Annotated in this window: 13 protein-coding genes and 1 tRNA gene; 7 read left to right on the forward strand and 7 right to left on the reverse strand. The window is 66.1% G+C overall.

The window, feature by feature from the left end:
- Window positions 1–4 precede the first annotated feature (4 nt).
- From ABMY26_RS15670 to ABMY26_RS15680, 3 genes are all read right to left on the reverse strand, one after another.
- Complete coding sequence (locus ABMY26_RS15670; protein ID WP_372398172.1) at window positions 5–7,954, reverse strand: CHC2 zinc finger domain-containing protein; 7,950 nt, start codon at window positions 7,952–7,954, stop codon at window positions 5–7.
- A 571-nt stretch (window positions 7,955–8,525) separates the two neighbouring features.
- Window positions 8,526–8,601: transfer RNA gene (locus tag ABMY26_RS15675), tRNA-Ala, on the reverse strand.
- A gap of 151 nt (window positions 8,602–8,752) precedes the next feature.
- Window positions 8,753–9,139 (reverse strand): TIGR02300 family protein, encoded by a 387-nt coding sequence (locus tag ABMY26_RS15680; RefSeq protein WP_372398173.1) that lies wholly within the window; start codon window positions 9,137–9,139, stop codon window positions 8,753–8,755.
- A gap of 412 nt (window positions 9,140–9,551) precedes the next feature.
- Between ABMY26_RS15680 and aroA the strand changes: the two genes are divergently transcribed.
- The 3 genes from aroA (at window position 9,552) to rpsA (ending at window position 13,519) form a co-directional block, all read left to right on the forward strand.
- Complete coding sequence (gene aroA / locus ABMY26_RS15685; protein WP_372398174.1) at window positions 9,552–10,904, forward strand: 3-phosphoshikimate 1-carboxyvinyltransferase; 1,353 nt, start codon at window positions 9,552–9,554, stop codon at window positions 10,902–10,904.
- A gap of 76 nt (window positions 10,905–10,980) precedes the next feature.
- A complete protein-coding gene (cmk, locus tag ABMY26_RS15690; RefSeq protein WP_045582574.1) occupies window positions 10,981–11,637 on the forward strand; it encodes a (d)CMP kinase in 657 nt (218 codons plus the stop codon).
- 175 nt (window positions 11,638–11,812) lie between these two features.
- On the forward strand, window positions 11,813–13,519 hold the full coding sequence (gene rpsA, locus ABMY26_RS15695; protein WP_045581666.1) for a 30S ribosomal protein S1: 1,707 nt from the start codon (window positions 11,813–11,815) through the stop codon (window positions 13,517–13,519).
- A 142-nt stretch (window positions 13,520–13,661) separates the two neighbouring features.
- Here the strand turns inward: rpsA and ABMY26_RS15700 are convergent, their stop codons facing one another.
- Window positions 13,662–14,102 carry a PRC-barrel domain-containing protein gene (locus tag ABMY26_RS15700; RefSeq protein ID WP_372398175.1) on the reverse strand — a complete coding sequence of 147 codons (441 nt, stop codon included), beginning with the start codon at window positions 14,100–14,102 and terminating at the stop codon, window positions 13,662–13,664.
- Between the two features lie 747 nt (window positions 14,103–14,849).
- Here ABMY26_RS15700 and ABMY26_RS15705 point away from each other — a divergent pair.
- The 3 genes from ABMY26_RS15705 to ppdK all read left to right on the forward strand — a co-directional run bounded on the left by ABMY26_RS15705 (window position 14,850) and on the right by ppdK (window position 24,123).
- Window positions 14,850–18,590 carry a vitamin B12-dependent ribonucleotide reductase gene (locus ABMY26_RS15705; RefSeq protein ID WP_372398176.1) on the forward strand — a complete coding sequence of 1,247 codons (3,741 nt, stop codon included), beginning with the start codon at window positions 14,850–14,852 and terminating at the stop codon, window positions 18,588–18,590.
- Window positions 18,591–18,851: 261 nt separating this feature from the next.
- On the forward strand, window positions 18,852–21,107 hold the full coding sequence (locus tag ABMY26_RS15710; protein ID WP_372398177.1) for a putative bifunctional diguanylate cyclase/phosphodiesterase: 2,256 nt from the start codon (window positions 18,852–18,854) through the stop codon (window positions 21,105–21,107).
- Window positions 21,108–21,429: 322 nt separating this feature from the next.
- Window positions 21,430–24,123 (forward strand): pyruvate, phosphate dikinase, encoded by a 2,694-nt coding sequence (gene ppdK, locus ABMY26_RS15715; protein WP_372398178.1) that lies wholly within the window; start codon window positions 21,430–21,432, stop codon window positions 24,121–24,123.
- 372 nt (window positions 24,124–24,495) lie between these two features.
- Here the strand turns inward: ppdK and ABMY26_RS15720 are convergent, their stop codons facing one another.
- The 3 genes from ABMY26_RS15720 to ABMY26_RS15730 form a co-directional block, all read right to left on the reverse strand.
- Window positions 24,496–24,669, reverse strand: coding sequence for a CopG family transcriptional regulator (locus ABMY26_RS15720; RefSeq protein ID WP_372398179.1), 174 nt, complete (start codon window positions 24,667–24,669; stop codon window positions 24,496–24,498).
- 65 nt (window positions 24,670–24,734) lie between these two features.
- Complete coding sequence (locus tag ABMY26_RS15725; RefSeq protein ID WP_372398180.1) at window positions 24,735–25,073, reverse strand: XRE family transcriptional regulator; 339 nt, start codon at window positions 25,071–25,073, stop codon at window positions 24,735–24,737.
- Window positions 25,070–25,429 (reverse strand): type II toxin-antitoxin system RelE/ParE family toxin, encoded by a 360-nt coding sequence (locus tag ABMY26_RS15730; RefSeq protein WP_372398181.1) that lies wholly within the window; start codon window positions 25,427–25,429, stop codon window positions 25,070–25,072. The genes ABMY26_RS15725 and ABMY26_RS15730 overlap by 4 nt, the downstream gene beginning before the upstream one ends.
- A gap of 92 nt (window positions 25,430–25,521) precedes the next feature.
- Between ABMY26_RS15730 and ABMY26_RS15735 the strand changes: the two genes are divergently transcribed.
- Window positions 25,522–25,647, forward strand: coding sequence for a hypothetical protein (locus ABMY26_RS15735; RefSeq protein WP_372399072.1), 126 nt, complete (start codon window positions 25,522–25,524; stop codon window positions 25,645–25,647).
- Window positions 25,648–26,029: the final 382 nt, after the last annotated feature.

Raw genomic sequence — 26,029 nt, forward strand, 5'->3', positions numbered from 1 at the left:
GCCGTTACTTTTTTTCGCTCGCGGTTTTGGGCGGCCTGGGCGGAGTCAACCAGATCAAAGGCAAGCCTTCGTCCTTACCCCGACGATCGTCTCCATTGTCGATTTCCGTTCGAGACTTGAGTTGATCGATGCGCTTCGTGAACTCCTCGGCCTTGAGATCGACCAACAACCAATCGGTTAGAGCCGGTGCAGCCCAGGCCTCCGGCATCCCGCCGTGATATTTCTCGAACTCCTTCCTCCGGGATTTCAAAGCGGGAGATTCCGGGAGAATGGATTCCAGTTTCTTTAGAACCTTGATGACGGCAGCGCCATAAATCCTGTGTTCATTGTGGCGCAGCTGGTTGGTGGATTTGAGGGTTGCCTTCTCCTTCTCCATGAAGGACGCCGGATTCGTCACGAGCGTGCACTCCGGGCTTGGATCGGTCCCGGTGTCGCTTTTCAGTGAGCCGATGTAACGAGTCAGCTTCTCCCAGTTCTCGTGCTGGCTCTTCCACTTGCCAAGGCCGTGGCGCGAGATTTCCAGGACCGGCAGGTGCGCTACCAAGCGCACCGGCTCAGGGATAGCTTGCGGCCTCGGGCTTGGCAGGGCGGAATGGAGCGGGTCGATGTCGACGATCACCAAAGCGCGTTCCTGCGGGCCGAGCGGCTTGATCCCGTCCCCATCGCTGGGGACGTAGAGTCCGGGCAGAACGCCATGATAGGGGCCCACCTTGCTCTTGTTCGGCTTTTCGTCCCATGACCGGAAACCGATCACACAGCTTCCGCCATTGCCAAGACCCGTCAGGCTGGAGTTGCAGAAGACGATGTTCGAGGATGCCGCAAGGTGAAGATTCGTGCCGAATATGTGGTAATCCTTCGCGCGCGTTGTGATGCAGGGAAGGAAAATTACTGTCCGTCTTGGCCAAAAACCCCGAGGTGAATTGAAAGATGTATGTTGTGCAAAAACGTCATTGTTCCTGTGGATTCCGTTTAGTATTTCATCGTCTTTTACGTTATATCCTCCAACGGAATTGTGCAATCGCTCCACCGAATGCGCTATGCTGCGCAAGCTGCTCGCTCCATTGAAGGCAAAGATTTCAGAACAGATCAGCTCGGTAATGTAGGACTCTGCCCGAGTAAGAAAATGGGTTCCGGCAAGAATCGGCCCGTGCTCCGACATGGGATCTTTCGGACGAAATATTTCACCATACGCCATCGCCGGGTACTTTTTCCTACGCATCCGAATCTGGAATTGGCCACCCTCATCGGCAGTGCCTTTGCTTTCCGGCAAACCTTCCTTCTGCACGATGACGGGCAGCACCGCTTCGAGTGATTGCCAACGTCCTTCGCCGGTGCCCTGGCCGTCCTCTGCGATTTCCGCCGACGGTGAAACGAAACGGCCGGTGGCTTTCCGTTGATCAACCAGAACGTCAATATTGCTGGGCACCCGGAACGTACCGGCCCAGATCGACAAGTCGCTCCCCTGTTCTTTGACATAGGCGGCGAGCCACAGCACAGTTTCCGCCCGCATGGAATATTCGGGCAGCAGTAGTGCGTTCACCCCGAAGGACACGCAGGTCTCGATAACCTTCATCAGGACGCGCCGCCGCCGCCATTCGTCGGGACAGTATTTCACCCGGCTGTGGTTTTCGTACTTATCGCCGGCGGGCTTCTCCCTGTCGGGGCTAGCAAACGTCAATGTCTCGGGCCAATGCAGGCGCAAAGCGGGAATCATCCCGTCCGGACTGTCTGTCCACAGCGACTTATCGACCGACAACGGCGCCGCGTGATCCGTCGGGTCTTCGTAACCCTCGGCGAAATCGGTCTGGAGAAAGGCGAATCGGAAATAGCTGCTGTCGAGCGCTTTTGTCGGATTCAGCTTTCTCCGATCCCACTCATTGCCTTGGAATTTTTCCCATGCCCTGAGCACGTCATCGACGGAGATGCTGTCCGGCTCCTGCTTCTTCCCGGGGGCGTCGTCAGCGTTTGCCGGGGGAGATGGCGGCGCGCCTGCCGCTGCCTGGGGCTGTTCCTCCGTGACATCGGCGGGCGAATCCTCCCGCTCCTCCTCCGCAGAGGCGATTGCCGTATCGGGTGCGGCCTCCTCCCTCTCGGGCGGCGGTTCCTGCGGTGCGTCCGCCGGTTTGGGGATTGGCGGAGAGGGTGGTTGAGCCGTCGTCGAGGGTTGGGGAAGGCCGCTGCGCTGAATCAGGGCCTCACCCGCAACGCTGATGACCAGAGGGCTTGCGGATCCAGACTCGCGGACCTCGGTCAAAACCTGAAGCCGGACGTTGCCCGGCCCCAAAATCTGTTCCTGCTTGTCCTTGAGTGTTCCGCTCAACATCGAAAAGACCAGTTGCCAATGACCGGGCGCATAGTCGGTCTCGGGTTGGTCGTATTTGAACTGCCCCTCCTGAGAGTCCAGGTCGGTCAACGCCTTGCTGCGCGGCTTCGGGTGATGCCATTCGATGCCGGCGAGCCGGGCCACGCGCGTCAGCACATCCTCCGCCTGTCGCTGCGGGGTCTTTTCCGCCACGGTCCGGAAAATGTCCCACGGCCATTCCGCGGCCTCGGCGGGCGGAGCGGATGACGGCAGCGTCGCCAGACTGTTGGCCAACTCCATCAGAATGGCCGCAACGGTCCCGGCATCGGCCCCGAGCGGGCTGGAGATCGCCGGGCGTCGATGCCCTTCGGCCTCCTGCATCGGGACCACGGCCAACGCCATGCCGGCGACGACCACCCAACCCAGCAGCGTGATGGCGTCCAGCATGACGCGGGCATCGTTCATCCGCTTGGCAGCCAGCGCTCTCGACAAGGTGCCCGCGAGTTCGTCGAGCTGGCTGGCGACGGCGAAGGAGGCGCTGTCCGCATCGGCAAGCCCGAACCGGGGATCCACCAGATAGACCGATTCCCCCAGCCCCCAATCGGTCAGCACTGGGCGCAGGTCGAGCAGCGATTGCCGTTCGTCGTTGGTTTTCCGGGCGAGAAGCGCGAGAGAGAATTCGCGCCACGCGATCGAAACGGCCCAAAGTCCGGCGCCGACGGCGGCGGTGTCCAGGCCGGGCCGGACATCGGCTTCGGCCTGTTCGGCCAACTGTTCCAATGCATCGGCGACCCGGACATAGGCGGCGGTCGCGCGTCCGAAGGTCGCGACCGCGTCGGAGGGCGCTGCCTGGAAGAACTCGTCCCTTTCCTTGATGGTTTCATGGCCGATACGGGCGAGCGTGCCTGCGGCCCCGCCGGGAACGCTTTCCAGAACCGGCGGCATCCGGCGTTTGCGGATCACCATCGCGCGGCCTTCGAGGAAATGCTGCACGATGCGGGGCAGTCCGGCATCGCCTCCCGTGTCGGACGCCGCGATGAGCGCATCCAGCGAGCGCCGGATGTGGCGCGGCACGATCCCGTCATCGAGGTCGGTCGAGGAAACGGTGGGCGGCAGATGATTGCCCTGGAGCCGGGCGAACAGCTTCCGCCGCAGAATCTGCTCCAGGCGCTCCCGATCCTGGTGAGGCAGTGCGTAGCTTTCCTCGTCGTCTGTCGCGGAGCCGGCGGTGAACCGGATCGGACTGAGAGCGTCGGAAACGGCGACACCGGCCCGCCAGAGCCAATCGCCGGAGGACAGCGGTGTGCGCTGCCCGACCAGCGCCGCGCCTTCCCGGCGAAAGGCTTGTCCCTGCGCGTTGCCCGCGGGAGCGCTGTAGGCGGCGAGCTTGATCTCGATGGCGGGCTCAGCCTTCTCCTTGGGGACGCGGTACAGAATCGCGTAGGCGGTGATCAGCGAGGCAAGCGATGACTGTCGTTGGTGGTCGCCGCTGGCGCGACTGACCAGCGCATCGACGAGTTGCGCGGTTCGCGACGGCGGGAAACCGGAGGAGCCGCCCTTCGGGGGGAGCAGGAACTCGAATCCGCCTTCGATCGGGGCGCAGTACCGGACGAATAAGGAATCTTGATGGCTGTCGCGCTTCGTCCAAATGAAATCCGCTGGCGGACCGATCTTCAGGCTATCCGTCTCGGAGGATTGACGGTCCTCCGCAAGTCGGACCCAGATCAGCTCATTGTCTTTGAAAAACAAAAAGCCGGCATCGCTGGAAATCGGCGGCGGCGGAAGCAGATCGGCCCCCGTTTCACCGCAGATGGCTGGCGCCAGATGCTTGCGCGCGGCCAAGATTGACGACAACCCATCGCAACCTTTGAGAAGGATGCACAGCGCATAGGCTGCTTTCTGATGAATGACTTCGTCCTGCGGCTTCTTTTCTCCAAACCACGTTTGCAGAATCGCGAGGATTCCCCCGGCTGTCGGGTCCTCCGGGAGATTGGGCGGCAGCAGCAGGTCTGCCATAACATCGCCCTTGCCTGGGCTGGCGTTATGGCTCCCGGCACCAATCAAAGCCAGGCCTTGGGCTTCGAGCAGACAGATGCCGACATGGATCGCCGCGAACGGAACCTCGCGCTGCCAATTCGCAGCGGAAGATCCGAGGACGTTTTGCATGCTGACACGACAGCTTTCCAAAGCGTCCGGCGGATCCGAAACTTTGAAATGACGTGTCCAACTGGCCGACAGGCGCCAGAAGGCTTCTTGGGGCGGATTCGAGGGAACCGGGGAATCGGCTCTCTTAACGCGAAGCTCCTTTTCAAAACCGCTCCGGAAATTGGCGCGTCGCCAAGCGCTTTCCGCCCGTTCTTCCAGAATGATCTGATATTGCGCAAGTTGGGCGCCCAGAACCGGAAGGTTTCCATCGGCAGACTGGAACAGGGCTTCCCGAATGTGCGACAGCAGACCATGCCGCACCGCCTGCATGAAGCCCTCGCAGGCCTGCGCAAGTTCTTTCTTCACCTGATCGCTATAGGCCGGATTCATCTCCGGCCGACTGACCAGAACGCGCTCCACCCCATCGAACAGAGCCAGCAGGGCGCCGCTGTTGACCAGGGCGCGGTGCGCCTTCTGCTCCTCTGGCCCGTCGCCGAGATCGGGTTCAAAAGGCAGGCGGCGGAAATTCAGCGACCGCCACGCATCCACCATCTTTTCGGCGACGACAGAAAGAGCCGTGTCGCGGGAGGCGCCGTTTTCCGTCCCCCACACCTCGTGGGCGCAGCGCATGAGAATCCGGCGAGCAAAGAAGCCGTGGTCGCTCTCGCGCAATTCCTCCCCGGCGTCGGCGGCGAGCCGCAAACGCTCCAAGACGGCGTCGAAGCTGTACTCACCGGGATCGTCCAGGGACTGATCCAGCACCACCGCCAACAAATGACGGCGGTCGAGACCGGGAATGTCGGCCCAACTCGACACCGCTTCGTGAACGGGTGCCGGCATTTCCTCGACCGCGCCGCCGCCATAGCTGAACCCGTCGGCGCGCCGTTCGACCAGCCATTCCCGTGCCTCCGCGATGGTTTTGGGAACCATCACTTCGGTCTTGTCATTGATCCGCAGCCCTGCCTTTTCGACCTCCTCCTCGACGCAGTTCATCAGATGCCGAAGATCGGCTTCCGAGGACGCGATCAGGATGAGATCGTCTACGTACCTGGCATAGGTTGCGCCATGACGCGTACGGTCGGTCTCGCCCAGCCCCTCGGCGATCCGCGCCTGCCGGTCGAGATGCGCCACCTCCTTGACCATGCGCCGGTCGAGGTCGAACAAGGCGATGGTGGCCAGATAGGCCGACAGCGGCGGCCCCTGGGGCAGGCCGCGCCCACGATGACCCCAGGTCCGAACCGAGCCGGCGAGCGGATCGATGTAGCTGTAGCCCTCCTGTTCGTCGCCGAAACTGTGTGTCAGGATCCAATCGCGGATCCGGGTCAACTTTTCCTCATGTTTGCCCTCTCCGACGAGTTCAGGGCAGAGTTGCGGCTGATCCTGCTCGTTTTGCTGGTCGTCCAGCAGTTTGCCGAGCATCTGGTCGAGCTTGCGCCGGATGAGACGCCGCGGGATCTCGTCGTAGAAGCGCCGGACATCGAGCCGGGCGACATGAACCGGGCCCCGCATCCGGGACAGCCGGCCGCCGACATAGGCGATATAGGAATTCCAGCAATCGATGAACGGCCGGAACATGTCCCGCCGTCCGTTTCGCCGGTCCGGCCGTCCCTCCAGCGCCGACATGTCGATCTGGTAGCCGAAGCTCACCGTCTCCGGGTCGCGGTCTCCGCGCCCCGTCGTGATGGTCTTCCTGCTGCTGGGCCACCAGCGGACGGCGGGCACCGCCTCCATCCGCTTCCGGTCGCCGTCGAAGCGCAGCAACTCCGCCAGGACATGCTGCTGGAGGATGGCGTCCTCGGGGCAGGGACCGCATTTCAGGCGCGGCTTGCCGGTCGCTCTCGGAACGTAATGGGCCGTGTAGGGGCGGATCGGCGCATCGGCCTGCTTCAGCCGCGCTTCCAGGAGCGGGATGAAGATCAGCGCCGTCTTGCGAATCCGTTCCCAGGATCCCACGTCGACGGGATACTCGCGGCTGCTGGACGCTTCATAGGCAAGTTCAACGGCGTCCAACAGGCGTGTGGACAGGGGCCGGAGGGGGAGGAGCGATCCTTGCGCCGCCATCTCCACCCCTGCCGCTTGCTTCGAGGGCTTCTCCTTCGGTTCGCCGATCACCGATTCGAATTCGAGGGCCAAGACGGTGGCCGGCTGACCGGCCGTGGCTGACGCGGAGGCCAAGCTGGTCAGGTCAGGCCGGACGCGCGCCTTGATCGCGTCATAGTCGATGTTCCTGAGCCGCCGCCCGATCCGCTGCCCGATCGAGAATTTCTCGGGCCAGCTCAGGCCGTTCCAATAGCTCTCGACATTCTCGATGGCCACCTTGTCGTCCAGGTAATTGACGATCAGGGCGTGAAGCGCTGGATGGGTGATCGCGGCGAAATCGACCGGATTCCCGTCGATCTGCCGCTTGCGAATCCAGCTGTCCGGGTCATCCTTGCCGGTGGCGGGGTCCGCTGCCGGTCTCACGACATCGACGAGATAGCCGGCTTCGGCCGCGCTTCCCAAAAGCCGGGCCAGGGCGCGGGCGGTGCCTTCCCGCCCCGCCGGGTCCATGTCGAAGAACAGATGCAGGCGAAGCGTGCGATCCACGCCCTGTGCGATTGCCGACAGCGATTCGACGATCTTCACCTGGGTCTGGGTGATGGAGGAACCGAAACTTGCCACCGCCTGCTGGCCGACGCCGACCAGCCGCAAGGCGTCGAACACGCCTTCCACCAGATACAGGTCGAAGAACGGAGATCCGTCCGAACGACCGCCGCGTAGCGCCATAGCCGCTTCGTATGCGCCGAACAGATGTTTTCCACGTTCGAATCCGGCTGGAAACTTGTATTTCGGCTCCTGTCCTTCCCGGACAGCGCGTGCCATCGCTCCCACATGCAGCCCGTCCATGTTCCGGATCGGGATGACGATGCGCGGACCGGACACGAAAGGTGCGTAGGTCACCCCGCCGGTGTCGCGGCCGAGAAAGGTCTGGTCGGTCCGGCGAATGAGGCCAAGCTGGGTAAGGCGGCGGGTTTCCTCGGCGTTGGGATCCGTACCGCGCACGACACCGTCGAGATCGACCGCCAGAAGGCCGGCCTTCGTGAGAGCCTCCGGGTCGAAACGGCGGCTTTCGGCGAAGCTTCGCAGCAGTGTCGGATCGGCTTTGGCCCTGGCTGCGGCCAGCAGGCTCTGGATGGCATCGGAGTCGGTGAGCGATCGTTTTCTGGCGCTACTATGCGTCCGATCCGGAACCGAAAAATGGTGATCGCGCAGCCAATCGAACGCACCCGGATAATCGGTGGCCTGTCCCTTCGCAACAATCAGGTCCAGAATGCCGCCGTTGGCTTGACATCCAAAACAATGATAACGGCCGTCCTTCGGAAACAGGGTGAAGGAGGGCGTGTTCTCCTGATGGAATGGGCACAAGGCCAGAACGCGATTGCCTTGCCGTCGCTTCTCCGCCTGAATGCCGAGCTTTTTGGCCACCTCCAGGATGTCAACATCAGCGAGCGAAGAGGAGGTGGCCATGGACGATCCGGAGATGGGTTTTTGCGTCCGAATTCGATATTAAATTTTTCAACATCCATCAACATCAACCGTGAGATGGGAATTTCCCTGCAGTGCGGCTTTTGCGGTCTGACGAAGAAAAATCATCCCGTTAAGGCAGGGGCTGTATTTCGGCCTGTGCGGCTTCGTGCTCGAAACGACATCGGGTTCCACATGCCGAGGCGGGTATTGCCCGAAGGAGTTGCGGAAGCTGCATGATCCTGGCTTGTTGCCGTAATTTTCTGGCTTCAAGGCGGTTGGGCGGGTGCACTCCGACCAGTACAGGCGGCCGAATCCGGCCGGTCATCCTCGATGCCTAGCCGCTCGGCGGCTTCGTCCGCGATGTGATCCAGACACCGATGGCGTTACGCCTCGCCGGCGCCTGGGTCGAGAAAGCGGGAGAGTGGGGCCGGCCGTGATGTGCGGACGGCGCCGCATCGATCCGGTCGGACGCCGTCCCATCCCTCGGGAGCGCTTGCGAAAGTTGTCTGGAAACAGAATTGATCAGAGCAATAAAAAAGCCGGCAACCCGTTGAGGTTGCCTGCTTTTTATTGGTGGAGCCAAGCGGGATCGAACCGCTGACCTCTACAATGCCATTGTAGCGCTCTCCCAGCTGAGCTATGGCCCCTTTGTCCCTGGGGGCCAGTCGTTTCCGTCCGGCCTTGGTGGAGCGGGATAATAGTCAGGCGGTGGAGTGATGCAAGCGGAAAATTCACCCTTTTCCGCTTTTTCCCATCGGCTCCGCCGCCGCTCCCCCGCTCCGCCCGGGAAGGGCGGTGTTACCGCTCCTCCTCGTCCTCGCCCTCGACGACGACCTCGTCCATGTCGTCCTCGCCAAGCTCGGAGGTGTCCTCGATCAGGACATCGTCCTCGTCCTCGGTGGCGTCGTCGGCCTCCTCGATGTCCTCGACGGACATGCCGTCCTCGACATCCTCCAGCTCCGGCGTCTCGGCCTCGGCCTCGACCTCCTCCTCATCCTCGGCGACCGCCACCACCTTCTTGGTGTCGTCGACCGGGGCCGGGCGGGCCTTGCGGGACTTCAGCAGAGCCTCGGGGTCGAACTGCGCGCCACAGCTCGGGCAGACCGGCGGGTCCTTGCGCATGTCATAGTAACGAGCGCCACAGCTCGGGCAGATGCGCTTGACGCCCCATTCGGGTTTGGCCACGCCACGTCCTCCGTCACAAAAATCAGGGGGTTCTCAAGAGGCGCCCTTTGCCACGCCCCGAGGCGCTTGTCAAAAAAAAGATGAGGCGGCCGGACGCCCGCAGCGCCGCAGGGGCCGCGGGAAAGAGGTATCCCGCCCGGACAGGGGTTGCCTTTACAGTGCGTTAACCATAGTTCGCTACAACGGACCTGCACATCGTGCACTGCCTCCATTTGGGCCTCCATTTGGTTTCCTCCTTGAACTCGGGGCCGCTGTCGTGCGGCCTCTTTTCATGTGCGGGGCGGGCCACGCCCCGATCCTCTGCAAGGGCTCCTTGCCCGGTCCTGCCGCCCGGCCCCCTCGCATCGGGGCTGGGGCTGTGATAGGAACGCGGCCACAACCGCTTCACGTTCCGATCCGAAGGACCCGTCCCATGTCGCAGGCCCCCCTGACCCATGCAAGGCCGCTGCGCTCCACCGTCACCGGCGCGATCCGGGGTGCCATCCGGGTGCCCGGCGACAAGTCGATCTCGCACCGGTCGCTGATGCTGGGCGCCATCGCCGTGGGCGAGACGGCGATCCATGGCCTGCTGGAGGGCGAGGACGTCCTGCACACCGCCGCCGCCATGCGCCTGCTGGGCGCGTGGGCTGAGCGCGATGAGGCCGGCGTCTGGCGCGTGCGCGGCGTCGGGCTGGGCGCATTGCAGGAGCCTGCCCAGGTGCTGGACATGGGCAACAGCGGCACCGCTGCCCGCCTGCTGATGGGGCTGGTCGCCGCCCATCCGATCACCTGCGTCTTCACCGGCGACGCCTCGCTGAACAAGCGGCCGATGGCCCGCGTCACCAAGCCGCTGGAGGAGATGGGCGCCCGCTTCGTCGGCCGGTCCGGCGGGCGGCTGCCGCTGACCGTGGTCGGAAGCGACCAGCTGGTCCCGGTCACCTACCGCCTGCCGGTCGCCTCGGCCCAGGTGAAGTCGGCGATCATCCTGGCCGGGCTGAACACCGCCGGCGCCACCACGGTGATCGAGACCGAGCCGACGCGCGACCACACCGAGCTGATGCTGCGCCATTTCGGCGCCACCGTGACGACCGAGCGGCTGGAGGACGGCGCGCTCGCCGTCACCGTCACCGGCCAGCCCGAGCTGACCGGCCGGACCATCCATGTGCCGGCCGATCCCAGCAGCGCCGCCTTCCCGGCGGTCGCCGCCCTGCTGCGTCCGGGCTCGGAACTGGTCCTGAACGACGTCGGCATGAACCCGCGCCGCACCGGCCTCTACGACACGCTGGTCGAGATGGGCGCCGACATCGCCTTCGAGAACCGCCGCGACCAGGCGGGCGAGCCGGTGGCCGACCTGCGGGTGAGGCACAGCCGCCTGAAGGGCGTGGTGGTGCCGGCCGACCGCGCGCCCAGCATGATCGACGAGTACCCCGTCCTGGCCGCCGCCGCCGCCTGCGCCGAGGGCGACACGGTGATGCTGGGCCTGAAGGAACTGCGGGTGAAGGAAAGCGACCGCCTTGCCATGGTGGCGGAAGGGCTGACCCGCTGCGGCGTGTCGGTCGAGGTCGGCGCCGACGACAGCCTGACCGTGCACGGCACCGGCAAGCCGCCGAAGGGCGGCGCCACCGTCGCCACCGCCATGGACCACCGCATCGCCATGAGCTTCCTGGTGCTGGGCATGGCGACGGAGGAGCCGGTGTCGGTCGACGACGGCGCCTTCATCGAAACCAGCTTCCCCGGTTTCGTCGGGCTGATGAACGGGCTGGGCGCCGCGATCGTGGAGGCGTGAGGCGATGACGCAGCCGCTCTCCAACCAGAACGAGCCGGGCCAGAACGAGCCGGGCCAGGACGAACCGGTCGTGTCGATCGTCGTCGCCATCGACGGCCCGGCCGCCAGCGGCAAGGGCACCTTGTCGCAGCGCATCGCCGACGCCTTCGGCTTCGCCCATCTCGATACCGGCGTGCTGTACCGTGCGGTCGGCGTCTCGGTCCTGCGCGCCGGCGGCGATCCCGCCGACAACGCGGCGGCGGCCCGCGCGGCCTATGAGCTGCACCCGGAGCATCCCATCCTGCAGGAGGTGGCGCTGCGCACCGACGAGGCGGCGCAGGCGGCCAGCAAGGTGGCGGCGGTGCCGGAGGTGCGGGCGGCGCTGCTCGACTTCCAGCGGCGCTTTGCCAGCCATCCGCCGGGCGGGGCGCCGGGGGCCGTGCTGGACGGGCGCGACATCGGCACGGTGGTCTGCCCCGACGCCCAGGCCAAGCTGTTCGTTACCGCTTCGGTGGAGGTCCGGGCCGAACGCCGACTCAGGGAGTTGCAGCGGCGGGGGATTCCGGCTATATCCTCCGATGTCCTGGAGGACATGAAGGCTCGTGATGCGCGTGACAGCCAGAGAGCGGTAGCCCCGCTCCGTCCGGCTGTCGACGCTTTTGTGCTTGATACTTCCGCTCTCGATGCCGATCAGGTGTTCTCGATGGCGGTCGCTCACATCGGCTCGAAGACCGGTCTGAAGCCGGCGGCGTGATGCCGCGGTTGCGGCGGTCGGGAGCGGCGCGGGCGGGTCGGACGCCCTCCACGGAAAACCATCAACCAAGTCGCCGGGCGTGGTGCCCGGCGCGGCGGTTCGGTCGAGGTCCCACCCGTTTTGCCGCGGGAGGGACCGGAACGGGGCCGCTTTCGCGCCACCTTTAGGAGTTTCAATGGCACAGTCACTGGCCCGCACGGTCGAAAAGGAAAGCTTCGCGTCTCTGTTGGAAGAGTCGCTGGGCGCGGCCGAGTCGCTCGAAGGCACGGTCGTCAAGGGACGCGTCGTCGCCGTAGAGAACGACATGGTCACCATCGACGTCGGTCTGAAGTCGGAAGGCCGCGTCGCGCTGAAGGAATTCGCCGTTGCCGGCCAGCCGCCCGAGCTGAAGGCGGGCGACACCGTCGAGGTCTACCTCGAGCGGATGGAAGACAAGAACGGCGAGGCGATGCTGAGCCGTGAGAAGGCGAAGCGCGAAGAAGCCTGGGCCCTGCTGGAGAAGTCGTTCAACGACCAGACCCGCGTCACCGGCGTCATCTTCGGCCGCGTCAAGGGCGGCTTCACGGTCGACCTGTCGGGCGCCGTGGCCTTCCTGCCGGGCAGCCAGGTCGACATCCGTCCGGTCCGCGACATCTCCCCGCTGCTGGGCACCCCGCAGCCCTTCCAGATCCTGAAGATGGACCGCTCGCGCGGCAACATCGTCGTGTCGCGCCGCGCCGTGCTCGAAGAGAGCCGTGCGGAGGCCCGCTCGGAGCTGGTGGCCAACCTCAAGGAAGGCCAGATCCTCCAGGGCGTCGTCAAGAACATCACCGACTACGGTGCGTTCGTCGACCTGGGCGGCGTCGATGGCCTGCTGCACGTCACCGACATCGCGTGGCGCCGCATCAACCATCCGTCGGAAGCCCTGCAGATCGGCCAGACCGTCACGGTCCAGGTCATCCGCTTCAACCCGGAGACCCAGCGCATCAGCCTCGGCATGAAGCAGCTGGAAGCCGATCCGTGGGAAGGCGTCGAGGCCAAGTACCCGGTCAGCGCCAAGTTCAAGGGCCGCGTCACCAACATCACCGACTACGGCGCCTTCGTGGAGCTGGAGCCGGGGATCGAGGGCCTGGTCCACGTCTCGGAAATGTCCTGGACCAAGAAGAACGTCCATCCGGGCAAGATCGTGTCGACTTCGCAGGAAGTCGAGGTCATGGTCCTGGACGTCGATCCGCAGAAGCGCCGCATCAGCCTCGGCCTGAAGCAGTGCCTGGACAACCCGTGGGAGACCTTCACCGACAAGTTCGGTCCGGGTACCGAGCTGGAAGGCGAAGTCAAGAACATCACCGAGTTCGGTCTGTTCGTCGGCCTGCCGGGCGACATCGACGGCATGGTCCACATGTCCGATCTCGACTGGAACAAGTCGGGTGAAGAGGCGATCGCCGAGTTCAAGAAGGGCGACCGCGTCAAGGTCAAGGTTCTCGACGTTGACGTCGAGAAGGAGCGCATCAGCCTCGGCATCAAGCAGCTGGCCAGCGATCCCTTCGAGTCGGCCACCGCCGGCCTGAAGAAGAACGAGGTCGTGACCTGCACCGTGACGCAGGTGACGGACGGCGGCATCGAAGTGACCGTCGGCGAGGGCTACACCGGCTTCATCCGCAAGTCGGACCTGTCCCGCGACCGTTCCGAACAGCGCCCCGACCGTTTTGCCGTCGGCGAGAAGGTCGATGCCAAGGTCACCCAGATCGACCGCGCGTCCCGCCGCATCTCGCTGTCCATCAAGGCCCGCGAGATGGAGGAAGAGAAGCAGGCGATGGCCGAGTTCGGTTCGTCCGACTCGGGCGCCTCGCTGGGCGACATCCTGGGCGCCGCTCTGAAGCGCAAGCAGCAGAACGACGAGTGATCGCCTGACGCCATCCTCCCCCGCGGCATCGGACGGACCTCCGGTCCGCCGAGGGTGGAGGGGGCTCGCGATCTCCCGGTAGGGTAGGAGAAAGGCCGCGTCCCGGTTGGGGCGCGGCCTTTCTCGTTGGTCCATCCGGTTGTTACCGCCGCGACTCCGGGCTGCGGGTCAGCGAGGTGATGCTGTCGTCGTAACGGAACTCCGGCATGTCGCGGACGCTGGCCGCGGTCACGTCGCGGAGCTGGATCGCTTCGCTGCCGGCGCGGAGGTCGGCCAGGGTCAGATCGGCCGCGATGTCCTTGCCGCCGAAGCCGAACAGGCCGCCGGAATGGATGACGATGTACCGGGCTTCGCCCCTGTCGTTGAGGATCACGTCGGTGACGGTCCCGATCCTCGTCCCATCGGCACCGACGACGCTGCGGTTCATCAACTGGTCGACGCTGGGACCGGTCTTGCGCTCCACCGCGGCGCCGACCACCGGAGTCGGGCTGTCAACGAGGATGGTTCGGGCCGCCGACTCCGGCGGGGCCGCGATGCCGACCAGCAGCGTCAGCGCGGGCATTGTGGGCCACATCTTGTGCATCGGCGTCTCCATGGGCGTTTCCCCTCCCTTGAATCCACCGCTTCCCAACCGTGGGCACAGGAAAAAGTTGCGGGTCCGCGGTTTCCGCTCCCGTCCCGGCCATCTTCCCCAACCGTCTTTCCTGCCCATCTTCCCCCGCCATCCGCGGCCGGGCCGGCGGCGACTCGGGAGGCGGGAGGACCGGGTTTTTCGAGTCGCTCCTTGGAGTCCGCCAATTCCGCCCGAGTCGCCCCGCGGAGAATCGGTGGTGGGTGCAACGGGGCGTAGGCAACAAGATGTTGATTTTCTCCGCAAGGAAGCTCTGGCGGACCGGCGCGTTTTGCGCTCTAATCGGGAACGCCGCCGCTTGGCCCGGCATTGGCGGCCATTCGAGTGCCTTGACGTGCCTCGCAGCCGTGCCGCGGCCCTGCCGCCGCCTCCCGAAAAAATTGCTTGGCGGGCGGGAACAGGATCCCCGGCGACGGGTTGAACACCAAAGACTCAAGAGTTTGAGGGGGTCGGTGATGTCAACCACAATATCTAGCAGAGTGGGGCTTGCTTGCCCCGGCCGTGCTGGCTAGGATGCCGCCCACGTGACCCGGCCGTCGACGCGGCGGCCCCGGTCCCGGCTAGGAGAGCGGCGACGGCGTGCAGTCGGGCATGAGGCCCCTGCCGTACGGCGCCGTGTCCATTGGCGGAACCGGGACGGGTCGCACATATTTCCATTCGAGTCCGCCACGGCGGGCTCCAGCAGGGGACAGTGTCATCATGCGGATCGAGCGTCGTTTCACGCACGAAGGTCAGGACGCCTACGCCAGCCTCGGTTTCCGTCAGGCGACGAGCGAGATCCGCAACCCGGATGGCACCATCGTCTTCCAGCAGACCGGCATCGAGGTGCCGGACAACTTCTCGCAGGTCGCCAGCGACATCCTGGCCCAGAAGTATTTCCGCAAGGCTGGCGTCCCCGCCGCGCTCCGCGCCGTGGAGGAGAACACCGTTCCCTCCTGGCTGTGGCGCAAGGAGGCCGATACCGAGAAGCTGGCCGCCCTGCCCAAGGAGAAGCGCTTCGTCGGTGAGAGCTCGGCCCGCCAGGTCTTCGACCGCCTGGCCGGCACCTGGACCTATTGGGGCTGGAAGGGCGGCTATTTCGACGGCGAGGCCGACGCCCGCGCCTTCTTCGACGAGATGCGCTTCATGCTGGCCGCCCAGATGGCGGCCCCGAACAGCCCGCAATGGTTCAACACCGGCCTGCACTGGGCCTACGGCATCGACGGCCCGAGCCAGGGCCATTTCTACGTCGATTTCAAGACCGGCCTGCTGACCTCCTCGGCCTCGGCCTATGAGCATCCGCAGCCGCACGCCTGCTTCATCCAGTCGGTCGCCGACGACCTCGTCAACGAGGGCGGCATCATGGATCTGTGGGTGCGCGAGGCGCGCCTGTTCAAGTACGGCTCGGGCACCGGCTCCAATTTCTCCAAGCTGCGCGGCGAGGGCGAGAAGCTGGCCGGTGGCGGAAAGTCGTCGGGCCTGATGAGCTTCCTGAAGATCGGCGACCGCGCTGCCGGCGCCATCAAGTCGGGCGGCACCACGCGGCGCGCGGCCAAGATGGTCACGGTGGACATGGACCATCCGGACATCGAGGGCTACATCGACTGGAAGGTCAACGAGGAGCAGAAGGTCGCTGCACTGGTGACCGGCTCCCGGATCTGCCAGAAGCACCTGATCGAGGTGATGGCCGCCGCCCAGAAGGGCCTCGATCCGAAGGAGAACAAGGAGCTCAAGAAGGCGATCCTCGCCGCCCGCAAGGATCAGGTGTCGGAGAACTACATCCAGCGCGTGATCCAGTTCGCCGGCCAGGGCTTCACCTCGATCGAGTTCAAGACCTACAACACCGACTGGGATTCGGAAGCCTACCTGACGGTTTCCGGCCAGAACTCCAACAACTCGGTGCGCGTCTCCAACGAGTTCGTGCAGGCGGTGCTGGACGATGCCGACTGGAACCTGATCGGCCGCACCAGCGGCAAGGTGATGAAGACCATCCGAGCCCGCGACCTGTGGGACAAGGTCGGCTACGCCGCCTGGGCCTGCGCCGATCCGGGCGTGCAGTTCGACAGCACCATCAACGAGTGGCACACCTGCCCGGCCTCGGGGCGCATCAACGCCTCGAATCCGTGCTCGGAATACATGTTCCTCGACGACACCGCCTGCAACCTGGCGTCGCTGAACCTGATGTCCTTCCGGCTGAAGGACGGCTCCTTCGACGTCGAGGCGTTCGAGCACGCCTGCCGGCTGTGGACCGTCGTGCTGGAAATCTCCGTGCTGATGGCGCAGTTCCCGTCCAAGGAAATCGCCCAGCTCTCCTACGAGTTCCGCACGCTTGGCCTGGGCTTCGCCAATCTCGGCGGCCTGCTGATGGCGTCGGGCCTGTCCTACGACAGTGACGAGGGCCGCGCCTATTGCGCCGGCATCTCCGCGGTGATGACCGGCGTCGCCTATGCCACCTCGGCCGAGATGGCGCAGGAGCTGGGCACCTTCCCGGGCTTCGAGGCCAACCGCGACCACATGCTGCGGGTCATCCGCAACCACCGCCGCGCCGCCAACGGCGAGATGAACGGCTATGAGGGGCTGGCGGTCGAGCCGGTGCCCTTCGTCGCCGACCTCTGCCCGGACCAGGATCTGGCGCTCGCCGCCGTCCGCGTCTGGGACGAGGCGCTGGAACTGGGCGAGGCCCACGGCTTCCGCAACGCCCAGGCCACGGTGGTTGCCCCGACCGGCACCATCGGCCTGGTGATGGACTGCGACACCACCGGCATCGAGCCCGACTTCGCGCTGGTGAAGTTCAAGAAGCTGGCCGGCGGCGGCTATTTCAAGATCGTCAACCGGCTGGTGCCGGAGGCGCTGAAGACGCTCGGCTACACGCCCTCGCAGATCGAGCAGATCGCCCTCTACGCCGTCGGCCACGGCACGCTGAAGGACGCCCCCGGCGTCAACCACGAGTCGCTGAAGGCCAAGGGCTTCACCGACGCGCTGCTGGAGCGGCTGGAAGGCAACCTCGCCACCGCCTTCGACATCAAGTTCGTCTTCAACCGCTGGACCATCGGCGCCGATTTCTGCACCCAGACGCTGGGCATCCCGGCCGAGACGCTGGACGCCCCGGGCTTCGACCTGCTGAGCCACATCGGCTTCACCAAGTCGCAGATCGAGCTGGCCAACACCTTCTGCTGCGGCGCCATGACGCTGGAGGGCGCGCCCTTCCTGAAGGACGAGCATCTGCCGGTGTTCGACTGCGCCAACCCCTGCGGCCGCATCGGCAAGCGCTTCCTGTCCTGGGAATCGCACATCACGATGATGGCGGCGGCGCAGCCCTTCATCTCCGGCGCCATCTCCAAGACCATCAACATGCCGAACTCGGCGACGGTGGAGGAGTGCAAGGACGCCTACCTGATGTCCTGGCGCCTGGGCCTGAAGGCGAACGCGCTGTACCGCGACGGCTCCAAGCTGAGCCAGCCGCTGCAGGCCGCCCTGCTCGACGACGAGGAGGACGGCGAGGCGGTCGAGGCGATGATCGAGGCGCCGGCCGCGGTCCGCGCCCAGATGGTCACCGAGCGCATCGTCGAGAAGGTGATCGAGCGGGTGGTGGAGCGCAAGAGCTCCGCCCGCGAGCGCCTGCCGCACCGCCGCAAGGGCTACACCCAGAAGGCCAATGTCGGCGGCCACAAGGTCTATCTGCGCACCGGCGAGTATGAGGACGGCCGGCTGGGCGAGATCTTCATCGACATGCACAAGGAAGGCGCCGCCTTCCGCTCGCTGATGAACAACTTCGCCATCGCGGTGTCGATCGGCCTGCAGTACGGCGTGCCGCTCGAGGAGTTCGTGGAGGCCTTCACCTTCACCCGCTTCGAGCCGTCGGGCATGGTGACCGGCAACGACACCATCAAGATGGCGACCTCGGTCATCGACTACATCTTCCGCGAGATCGCCATCTCCTACCTGAACCGGACCGACCTGGCGCACGCCACGCCGGAGGACCTGGTTCCCTTCACCGTCGGCAACGGCGACAAGCAGGGCGACCTGCCGGATACCCAGGTGCAGCCGGCCGACATCGTCCGCCGCATCGCCTCGACCGGCTATGTCCGCAACAACCTGCGCGTCCTGCATGGCGGGCAGACCCAGCGTGCCAGCGCCGCCGCGGCCTTCGCCGCCACCGGCACCGAAACCGCGGCGGTGAGCGCCACCGCGTCGGCCGGGATGCAGGCGTCCGCCCAGGCCGCGATGGCGGCCAGCCCGGCGGTCGCCGCCGCCACCGCCCAGGGCCATGTCGCATCCAGCGCCGCCACCGGCACCGCCTATGGCGGCAGCACCAGCGACCAGCGCTTCGACCGCATCCGCGAGGCCCGCGCCCGCGGCTATGAGGGCGATCCCTGCGGCGAGTGCGGCAACATGACCCTGGTGCGCAACGGCACCTGCCTGAAGTGCGACAGCTGCGGATCGACCACCGGCTGCAGCTGAGGTCCCGGCCGGCGTGCCATCCGGCCGCCGCAAGGAGATCGAAGACGAGAGGGGAGGGAGCGGGGAGCCGCTCCCTCCCTTTTCCTTATGTTTGTCTTGCCGGTCCGGACGCGGTTCGAAAGCCGTCTTTTGCGGTTGCAATAACCTCGTCGCGGCCATGACGAGCCTTGACCGCGCCGCGTGTATCCGTGTTAGCTGATTCCCCTGGGACGCCGCCGCGGCGCTTCCCGAAGGATGTCCGGTGTGGGGAGATCAGGGTTCATGGAATCGGCCGGGGCCGCGCTGGACGACCGTCTTCCCTCCGACCGCCTGCTGCGGGTGACCGCCGCGCAATGGAGCGCGGCCCTGGTCTGGGTTTCGGCCGACGGAACGATCGCCGGTGCCAATCCCGGATTTTCCCGGATGGCCGGCCGCCCGCTCGACACGCTGATCGGGCGCTCCCTGCCGGCGCTGCTCGATCTGGGCGGATGCGACTGGCGGGCGGTGTGGGACGGGATGCGGGAGGATTGTGCCCCGCCCGGCAACGGGGCGCTGTGCGTCCCGCGCTGCGACCCCGTTCCGGTCGACCTGCACTGGCAATTGCTGACCGACGGTGACGAGACGCTGCTGCTGTGCGAGATGCGCGGCTTCGAGGAGCGAGAGCGGGCCGAGGCGGTCGCCCGTCTGCAGCAGAATGTGCTGGAACTGGTGGCCGGCGGCCGGTCGCTGCGGCTGGTGCTGGACTTCCTCTGCCGGCAGGTGGAGGCCTGCGCGCCGGAGGTGACCTGTTCGGTGATGCTGCGCGACGACGATGGCCGGATGCGCGTGGCCGCGGCGCCGTCGCTGCCCTCCGCCTACACCGCCGCCATCGATGGGCTGCCCATCGAGCCGAATGTCGGCTGCTGCGGCAGTGCGATGAGCGCGGGCGAGGCGGTGATGTCGACCGACATCGCCAGCGATCCGCGCTGGGCCAAGCGCCGGCAACTCGCGCTGGCGCAGGGGCTGGCCGCCTGCTGGTCCAACCCGATCAAGGGCCGCGACGCCCGCGTGCTGGGCAGCTTCGCCTTCTATTACCGCGAGTCGCGCACCGCTGTCGCCCCGTTCCACCGGCGGCTTGTCGATGCCTGCGTCCATCTCTGCGTGCTCGCCATCGAGCATGACCGGGCGCGGGCGGAAATCAACCGGCTCGCGTATTTCGACATGCTGACCGGGCTGCCCAACCGCCAGCTTCTGGCCGACCGCGCCACCGCGGCGCTGGCGCTGGCCGGGCGCACGCGCCAGCCGGTGACGCTGATGTTCCTGGACATCGACCGCTTCAAGACCGTCAACGACTCGCTGGGCCATGCGGTTGGCGACGAGCTGCTGCTGGAGGTGGCCGGCCGCCTGCGGCGCCTGTTCATCGAGGGCGACACGCTGGCCCGGCTGGGCGGCGACGAGTTCGTGGCCCTGCTGCCGGGCTGCGATGCCGCGCATGCCGCGTTGCTGGCCGAGCGGGTGCTGGCGACGCTGGCGGTGCCGCTGACCGTGGCCGAGCTGACGCTGACGCCGACCGCGAGCATCGGCATCGCCGTGCATCCCGACGACGGGATGGATTTCGACACGCTGCTGCGGCAGGCCGATGCGGCGATGTACCGGGCCAAGCAGGCCGGCCGCAACCGCTGCCACTTCTTCCGCCGCGACATGAACGAGCAGGCGGTGCGCCGGCTGGAGATGGAGGCGGCCCTGCGCGAGGCGCTGGACCGCCAGGAGGCCGGGATCACGGACGGCATCTCGCCGTTCGAGCTGCATTACCAGCCTCAGGTCCGGCTGAAGCCGCACGGCCTGCACCGGGTGGAGGCGCTGATCCGCTGGACCCACCCGCGTTGGGGTGCGGTGTCGCCGATGGAGTTCGTGCCGCTGGCCGAGGAGTGCGGCCTGATCGACCGGCTCGATTCGTGGGTGTTGGAGAGCGCGGTGGCGCAGCTTGGCCGCTGGCGGGCCGCCGGCCTGCCGGTGCCGGGGCTGGCGGTCAACATCTCGGCCGTCCGCTTCGCCCGCGGCGACCTGCCCGACCAGGTTGCCGGCATCCTGGCCGCCAACGGCATCCCTGCCCAAGACCTGACGCTGGAGATCACCGAGCGGCTGATGATGACCGAGGAGATCGGCGCCCACGACGCGCTCGACGCCCTGCATGCACAGGGGGTGACGCTGTCGATCGACGATTTCGGCACCGGCTATTCCAGCCTCAGCTATCTCAAGCGCTTTCCCGTCGGTGAGCTGAAGATCGACCGCAGCTTCGTCAAGGAGCTGGACATCGACGCCGCCAACCGGCCGCTGGTCCGCGCCATCATCCAGATCGGCGAGGCGCTGGGGCTGACGGTGGTGGCGGAAGGGGTGGAGCGCGAGGCCCAGCAGCGCATGCTGGAGGCGGAGGGCTGCGCCATCGGCCAGGGATACCTGTTCGCCCGGCCGATGCCGGCGGCGGCGCTGGCCGACTGGCTGGCCGGCGCGGGCAGGCAGTGGGTGGAGTGTCCGGACGAGGCCCTGGCCGGCGACTGAAGCATCCGCCGGGGTACTTCGACCGCATGTCGCCATCCGGACCGGTGCCTATGCGGTTTGCCCGGGCAATGCGAAACCGGCCAATCCGATATAGCCGCAATGCTCCTTTGCCGGCCAAGCGCAGGTCATCCCGATCTAGACCACGCGACCGTCTTGTATCCCAACGTTTGGGACGATAGAAGGTCCATTCAGCGGCATGTGCGGTCAAGCAAACTGACCACGGCGTTTCGCTGAGCGGAAAACACCCGCCCGGCGGACGGTCGATGGAGCACAAGGGGAGCACCCGCATGCCGGACGACCATGGGGCGAGAGGAAATCCGCGATGGCGAGCCAGGGTGAATCCAAGTGGGTCTACAGCTTCGGGGCCGGTGCCACCGAAGGACGGGCCGATATGAAGAACCTGCTGGGCGGCAAGGGCGCCAATCTGGCCGAGATGGCCAATCTTGGTCTGCCCGTTCCGCCGGGCTTCACGATCACCACCGAGCTGTGCACCTATTTCTACGCCAACGGCCGCTCCTATCCGCCGGAGCTGACCACGCAGGTCGAGGCTGCGGTCGGGCGGCTGGAAACGGCGATGGACGCCAAGTTCGGCGACCCGGTCAACCCGCTGCTGGTGTCGGTGCGCTCCGGCGCCCGCGCCTCGATGCCGGGCATGATGGACACCGTCCTGAACCTCGGCCTGAACGACGCGACCGCCGCCGGCCTCGCCAAGCGGTCGGGCGACGCCCGCTTCGCCTATGACAGCTACCGCCGCTTCATCCAGATGTATTCGAACGTCGTCCTCGACGTCGAGCATCACCATTTCGAGGACATCCTCGACAACCACAAGCGCGACAAGTCCTACAGCCTCGACACCGACCTGTCGGCCGAGGATTGGCAGGCGGTGATCGAGGATTACAAGAAGGCGGTCGAGCGCGAGCTTGGCCGGCCCTTCCCGCAGGATGTGCAGGAGCAGCTGTGGGGCGCCATCGGCGCCGTCTTCGATTCGTGGATGAACGCCCGCGCCATCACCTACCGCAAGCTGCACGACATCCCGGCCGCCTGGGGCACCGCGGTCAACGTGCAGTGCATGGTCTTCGGCAACATGGGCAACGACTGTGCCACCGGCGTCGCCTTCACCCGCAACCCGTCGACCGGCGAGAACGCCTTCTACGGCGAGTATCTGGTCAACGCCCAGGGCGAGGACGTGGTCGCCGGCATCCGCACGCCGCAGCACCTGACCGTCGCCGGCAAGATCGCCAACAAGTCCGACCTCCCCGCCATGGAGGAGGTGATGCCGGAGGTGTTCAACCAGCTGAACGAGGTCCGCCTCAGGCTGGAGGGCCACTACCGCGACATGCAGGACATCGAGTTCACGGTCCAGCAGAACAAGCTGTTCATGCTGCAGACCCGCAACGGCAAGCGCACCGCGCCGGCGGCGCTGAAGATCGCGGTCGATCTGGCCAACGAGGGCGTCATCGACCAGAACGAGGCGGTGCGCCGCATCGATCCGGCCTCGCTCGACCAGCTGCTGCACCCGACGCTCGACCCCAAGGCCGACCGCAAGGTCATCGCCAAGGGCCTGCCGGCCTCCCCCGGCGCCGCGTCGGGCAAGGTGGTGTTCACCGCCGACGAGGCCGAGCTGATGGCCGGCAAGGGCGAGGCGGTGATCCTCTGCCGCATCGAGACCTCGCCCGAGGACATCCACGGCATGCACGCCGCCCGCGGCATCCTGACCAGCCGCGGCGGCATGACCAGCCACGCGGCGGTGGTTGCCCGCGGCATGGGCCGCGCCTGCGTGTCGGGCGCCGGCGACCTGCGCATCGACTACAAGACGAAGCAGATGTCGGTCCGCGGCGTCGCGGTGAAGGAAGGCGACATCCTGACCATCGACGGCTCGACCGGCGAGGTGATGCTGGGCGAGGTGCCGACGATCCAGCCGGAGCTGTCGGGCGACTTCGCCACCCTGATGGGCTGGGCCGACAAGATCCGCCGGATGAAGGTCCGCGCCAACGCCGAGACCCCGCTCGACGCCCGCACCGCGCGCAAGTTCGGCGCCGAGGGCATCGGCCTGTCGCGCACCGAGCACATGTTCTTCGACCCGGAGCGCATCCTGGCCGTCCGCGAGATGATCCTGGCGGAGGACGAGGAGGGCCGCCGCAAGGCGCTCGCCAAGCTGGAGCCCTTCCAGAAGAAGGACTTCGTCGAGCTGTTCACGATCATGGCCGGCCTGCCGGTGACGATCCGCCTGCTCGACCCGCCGCTTCACGAGTTCCTGCCCAACACCGAGGAGGACATGGCCGAGGTCGCGGCGGCGACCGGCACCGACCCGCTGCGGGTGCGCCACCGCACCATCCAGCTGCATGAAGCGAACCCGATGCTGGGCCATCGCGGCTGCCGCCTGGGCATCTCGTACCCCGAGATCTACGAGATGCAGGCCCGCGCCATCTTCGCCGCCGCCGCCGAGGTCGCCAAGACCACCGGCGAGGCCGTCATTCCCGAAGTGATGATCCCGCTGATCATCACCAAGAAGGAGTTCGACATCCTGAAGGCGGTGATCGACCGGGCGGCCGAGCAGGTGAAGGCCGAGACCGGCGTGACGGTGGAGTATCTGACCGGCACGATGATCGAGATCCCGCGCGCGGCCCTGAAGGCCGGCGAGATCGCCGAGTCGGCGGAGTTCTTCAGCTACGGCACCAACGACCTGACCCAGACGACGCTGGGCCTGTCGCGCGACGACGCCGGCAGCTTCCTGCCGGAGTACCAGCGCCAGGGCATCCTGGAGCAGGACCCGTTCCAGTCGCTGGACGTCACCGGCGTCGGCGAGCTGGTGGAGATCGCCACCGAGCGCGGCCGCAAGGTCCGCCCGGACATTAAGCTCGGCATCTGCGGCGAGCATGGCGGCGACCCGGCCTCGATCTCCTTCTGCGAGAAGATCGGGCTGACCTATGTGTCGTGCTCGCCCTACCGCGTGCCGATCGCCCGCCTCGCCGCCGCCCAGGCCGCGCTGCACAGCGACACGGTCAAGCGCGACTGAGCCGCTTCGGATAGCTGAAACGATGTCGGCCCTCTTCCCGCAAGGGAAGGGGGCCGTTTCGTTTTGGCGGCGGAGTTGGGCGGGTGGAACAGCGTGGAACAGATTGCGGCGGACTGTTCACTGTTCCATCCGGAGCGCCCGCCCCGGCCTGCGGCGGTCGGATGGAACGTTTGAAACGGTTTGGAACGGTTTTCCGGGGGCTGTTCACTGTTCCATCCGGCGGGGCCGGTGCGCGGGAGGACGGGCGCAAGGGGGCGTGGCGCCATTGGCGCTGCATGCAGGACACTCCTCGGGTGGTTGAGGCTTATAGTCCTATCATGGATGGCGGTCCGCGGTAAGGGAGGCGTGGAAAAGGCGTGGCCGATGTGTGGGCTACCGCGGCGACGGGGCCGGGCGTTCGTCGGGTGTGCCCCAGCTGTCGAGCCAGTCAGCGACATCGCGCAGGGGGATCGTTTGGCCGGCCGCAGCCTGTGAGCGCGCTTCGGCGATGGCGCGGGTCAATGCGTCGTCATCGGTCGGCTCGAAAGCAATCTCAGGCCCGGCCATAGAACACTCCTTCCTGTGTGAGCGCCGAACCTGCATTGGCCCGGCCGAGCCCTTGTTTCGACGGCTCATCGCTGGGAACCGGAGGTCAACTCGCCGATGCCCGTCAGCTTGAACGCCCCTTTTCCCGGCAGGGAAACCCGCAACTCCAACTCCCCGCCCGCGGCTTCCACGAAGCGCCGCAGGGTGGACAGATACAGGTCGGTCCGCTTCTCGATCTGGTGGATTGTCGGCTGCTTCACGTTCAGGGTTTCGGCCACCTGACTCTGGGTCAGCTCCGCCAGCCGGCGCAGTTCCGCCAAACCGTCGATCTCGGCCAGGAACCCGGCGGCCCGTGCATCCACGGCGGCGCGCTCGTCGTCGGTCATCTCGGAGAGGATCTGGTCGAACGGGATCGTCGCCGTCATGGCTTGGCTCCTTTCAGGTCGGAGAGATGGTCGTCATAGCGGCTGTCGGCGGTGGCGATCAGCGAGGCGTAGAACCGCTTTTCCGACACCCCGCTCTTGTCGCCGGCCACCAGCACGACGGCGTTGCGCTTCGGGTCGAAGGCAAAGGCGACGCGCCACACGCCGCCATTCGACGTGAACCGCAGTTCCTTCATGTTCGCATGCCTGGAACCGTTCAACGTATCGACATGGGGCCGGCCGAGCATCGGGCCACGCTCCCCAAGCACCTTGGCCGCGGCGGCGAGGTCGATCCGCACCGCTTGCGGCAGAGCCCGGAATTCGGCCGCGAACGCGGTGTGGAAAAGAACGGTGCGCATCGGGAGAAATATAGGCTTCAGGCTATTTTTGGCAATAGCGATATAGTTCAGAACCTATTGTTTGAAGGCTGGCGAGCGGCGTCGGCGAACTGGTGGAGATCTCCTTCTGCGAGAAGGTCGGGCTGACCTATGTCTCCTGCTCGCCCTACCGCGTGCCGCCCGCCCGCCTCGCCGCCGCCCAGGCCGCGCTGAACAGAGACACGGTCAAGCGCGATTAAGCCGGTTCGTTTCGGGGGCGGAGTTGGGCGGGTGGAACATCGTGGAACAGGGTTCGGCGGACTGTTCACTGTTCCATCCGGGGCGTTCGACCCGGCCTGCGGCGGTCGGATGGAACGTTTGGAACAGGTTGGAACGGTTTTCCGGGGACTGTTCACTGTTCCATCCGGCGGGGCGGGTGCGCGGGAGGAAGGGCGCGAGGGGGCGTGACACCAGTGGCGATGCAAGTAGGACACTTTTCGGGCGGTTGGGGCTTATAGTCCTATCATGGATGGCGGTCGGCGGTAAGGGAGGCGTGGAAAAGGCGTGGCTGATGTGTGGTTTACTGCGGTGATGGGGCTCGTCGTTCGTCGGGGGTGCCCCAACTGTCGAGCCAGTCGGCGA

The organism is Azospirillum sp. HJ39 (genome assembly GCF_041507355.1).
In the GTDB taxonomy this organism is placed as follows: Bacteria; Pseudomonadota; Alphaproteobacteria; order Azospirillales; family Azospirillaceae; genus Azospirillum; species Azospirillum thiophilum.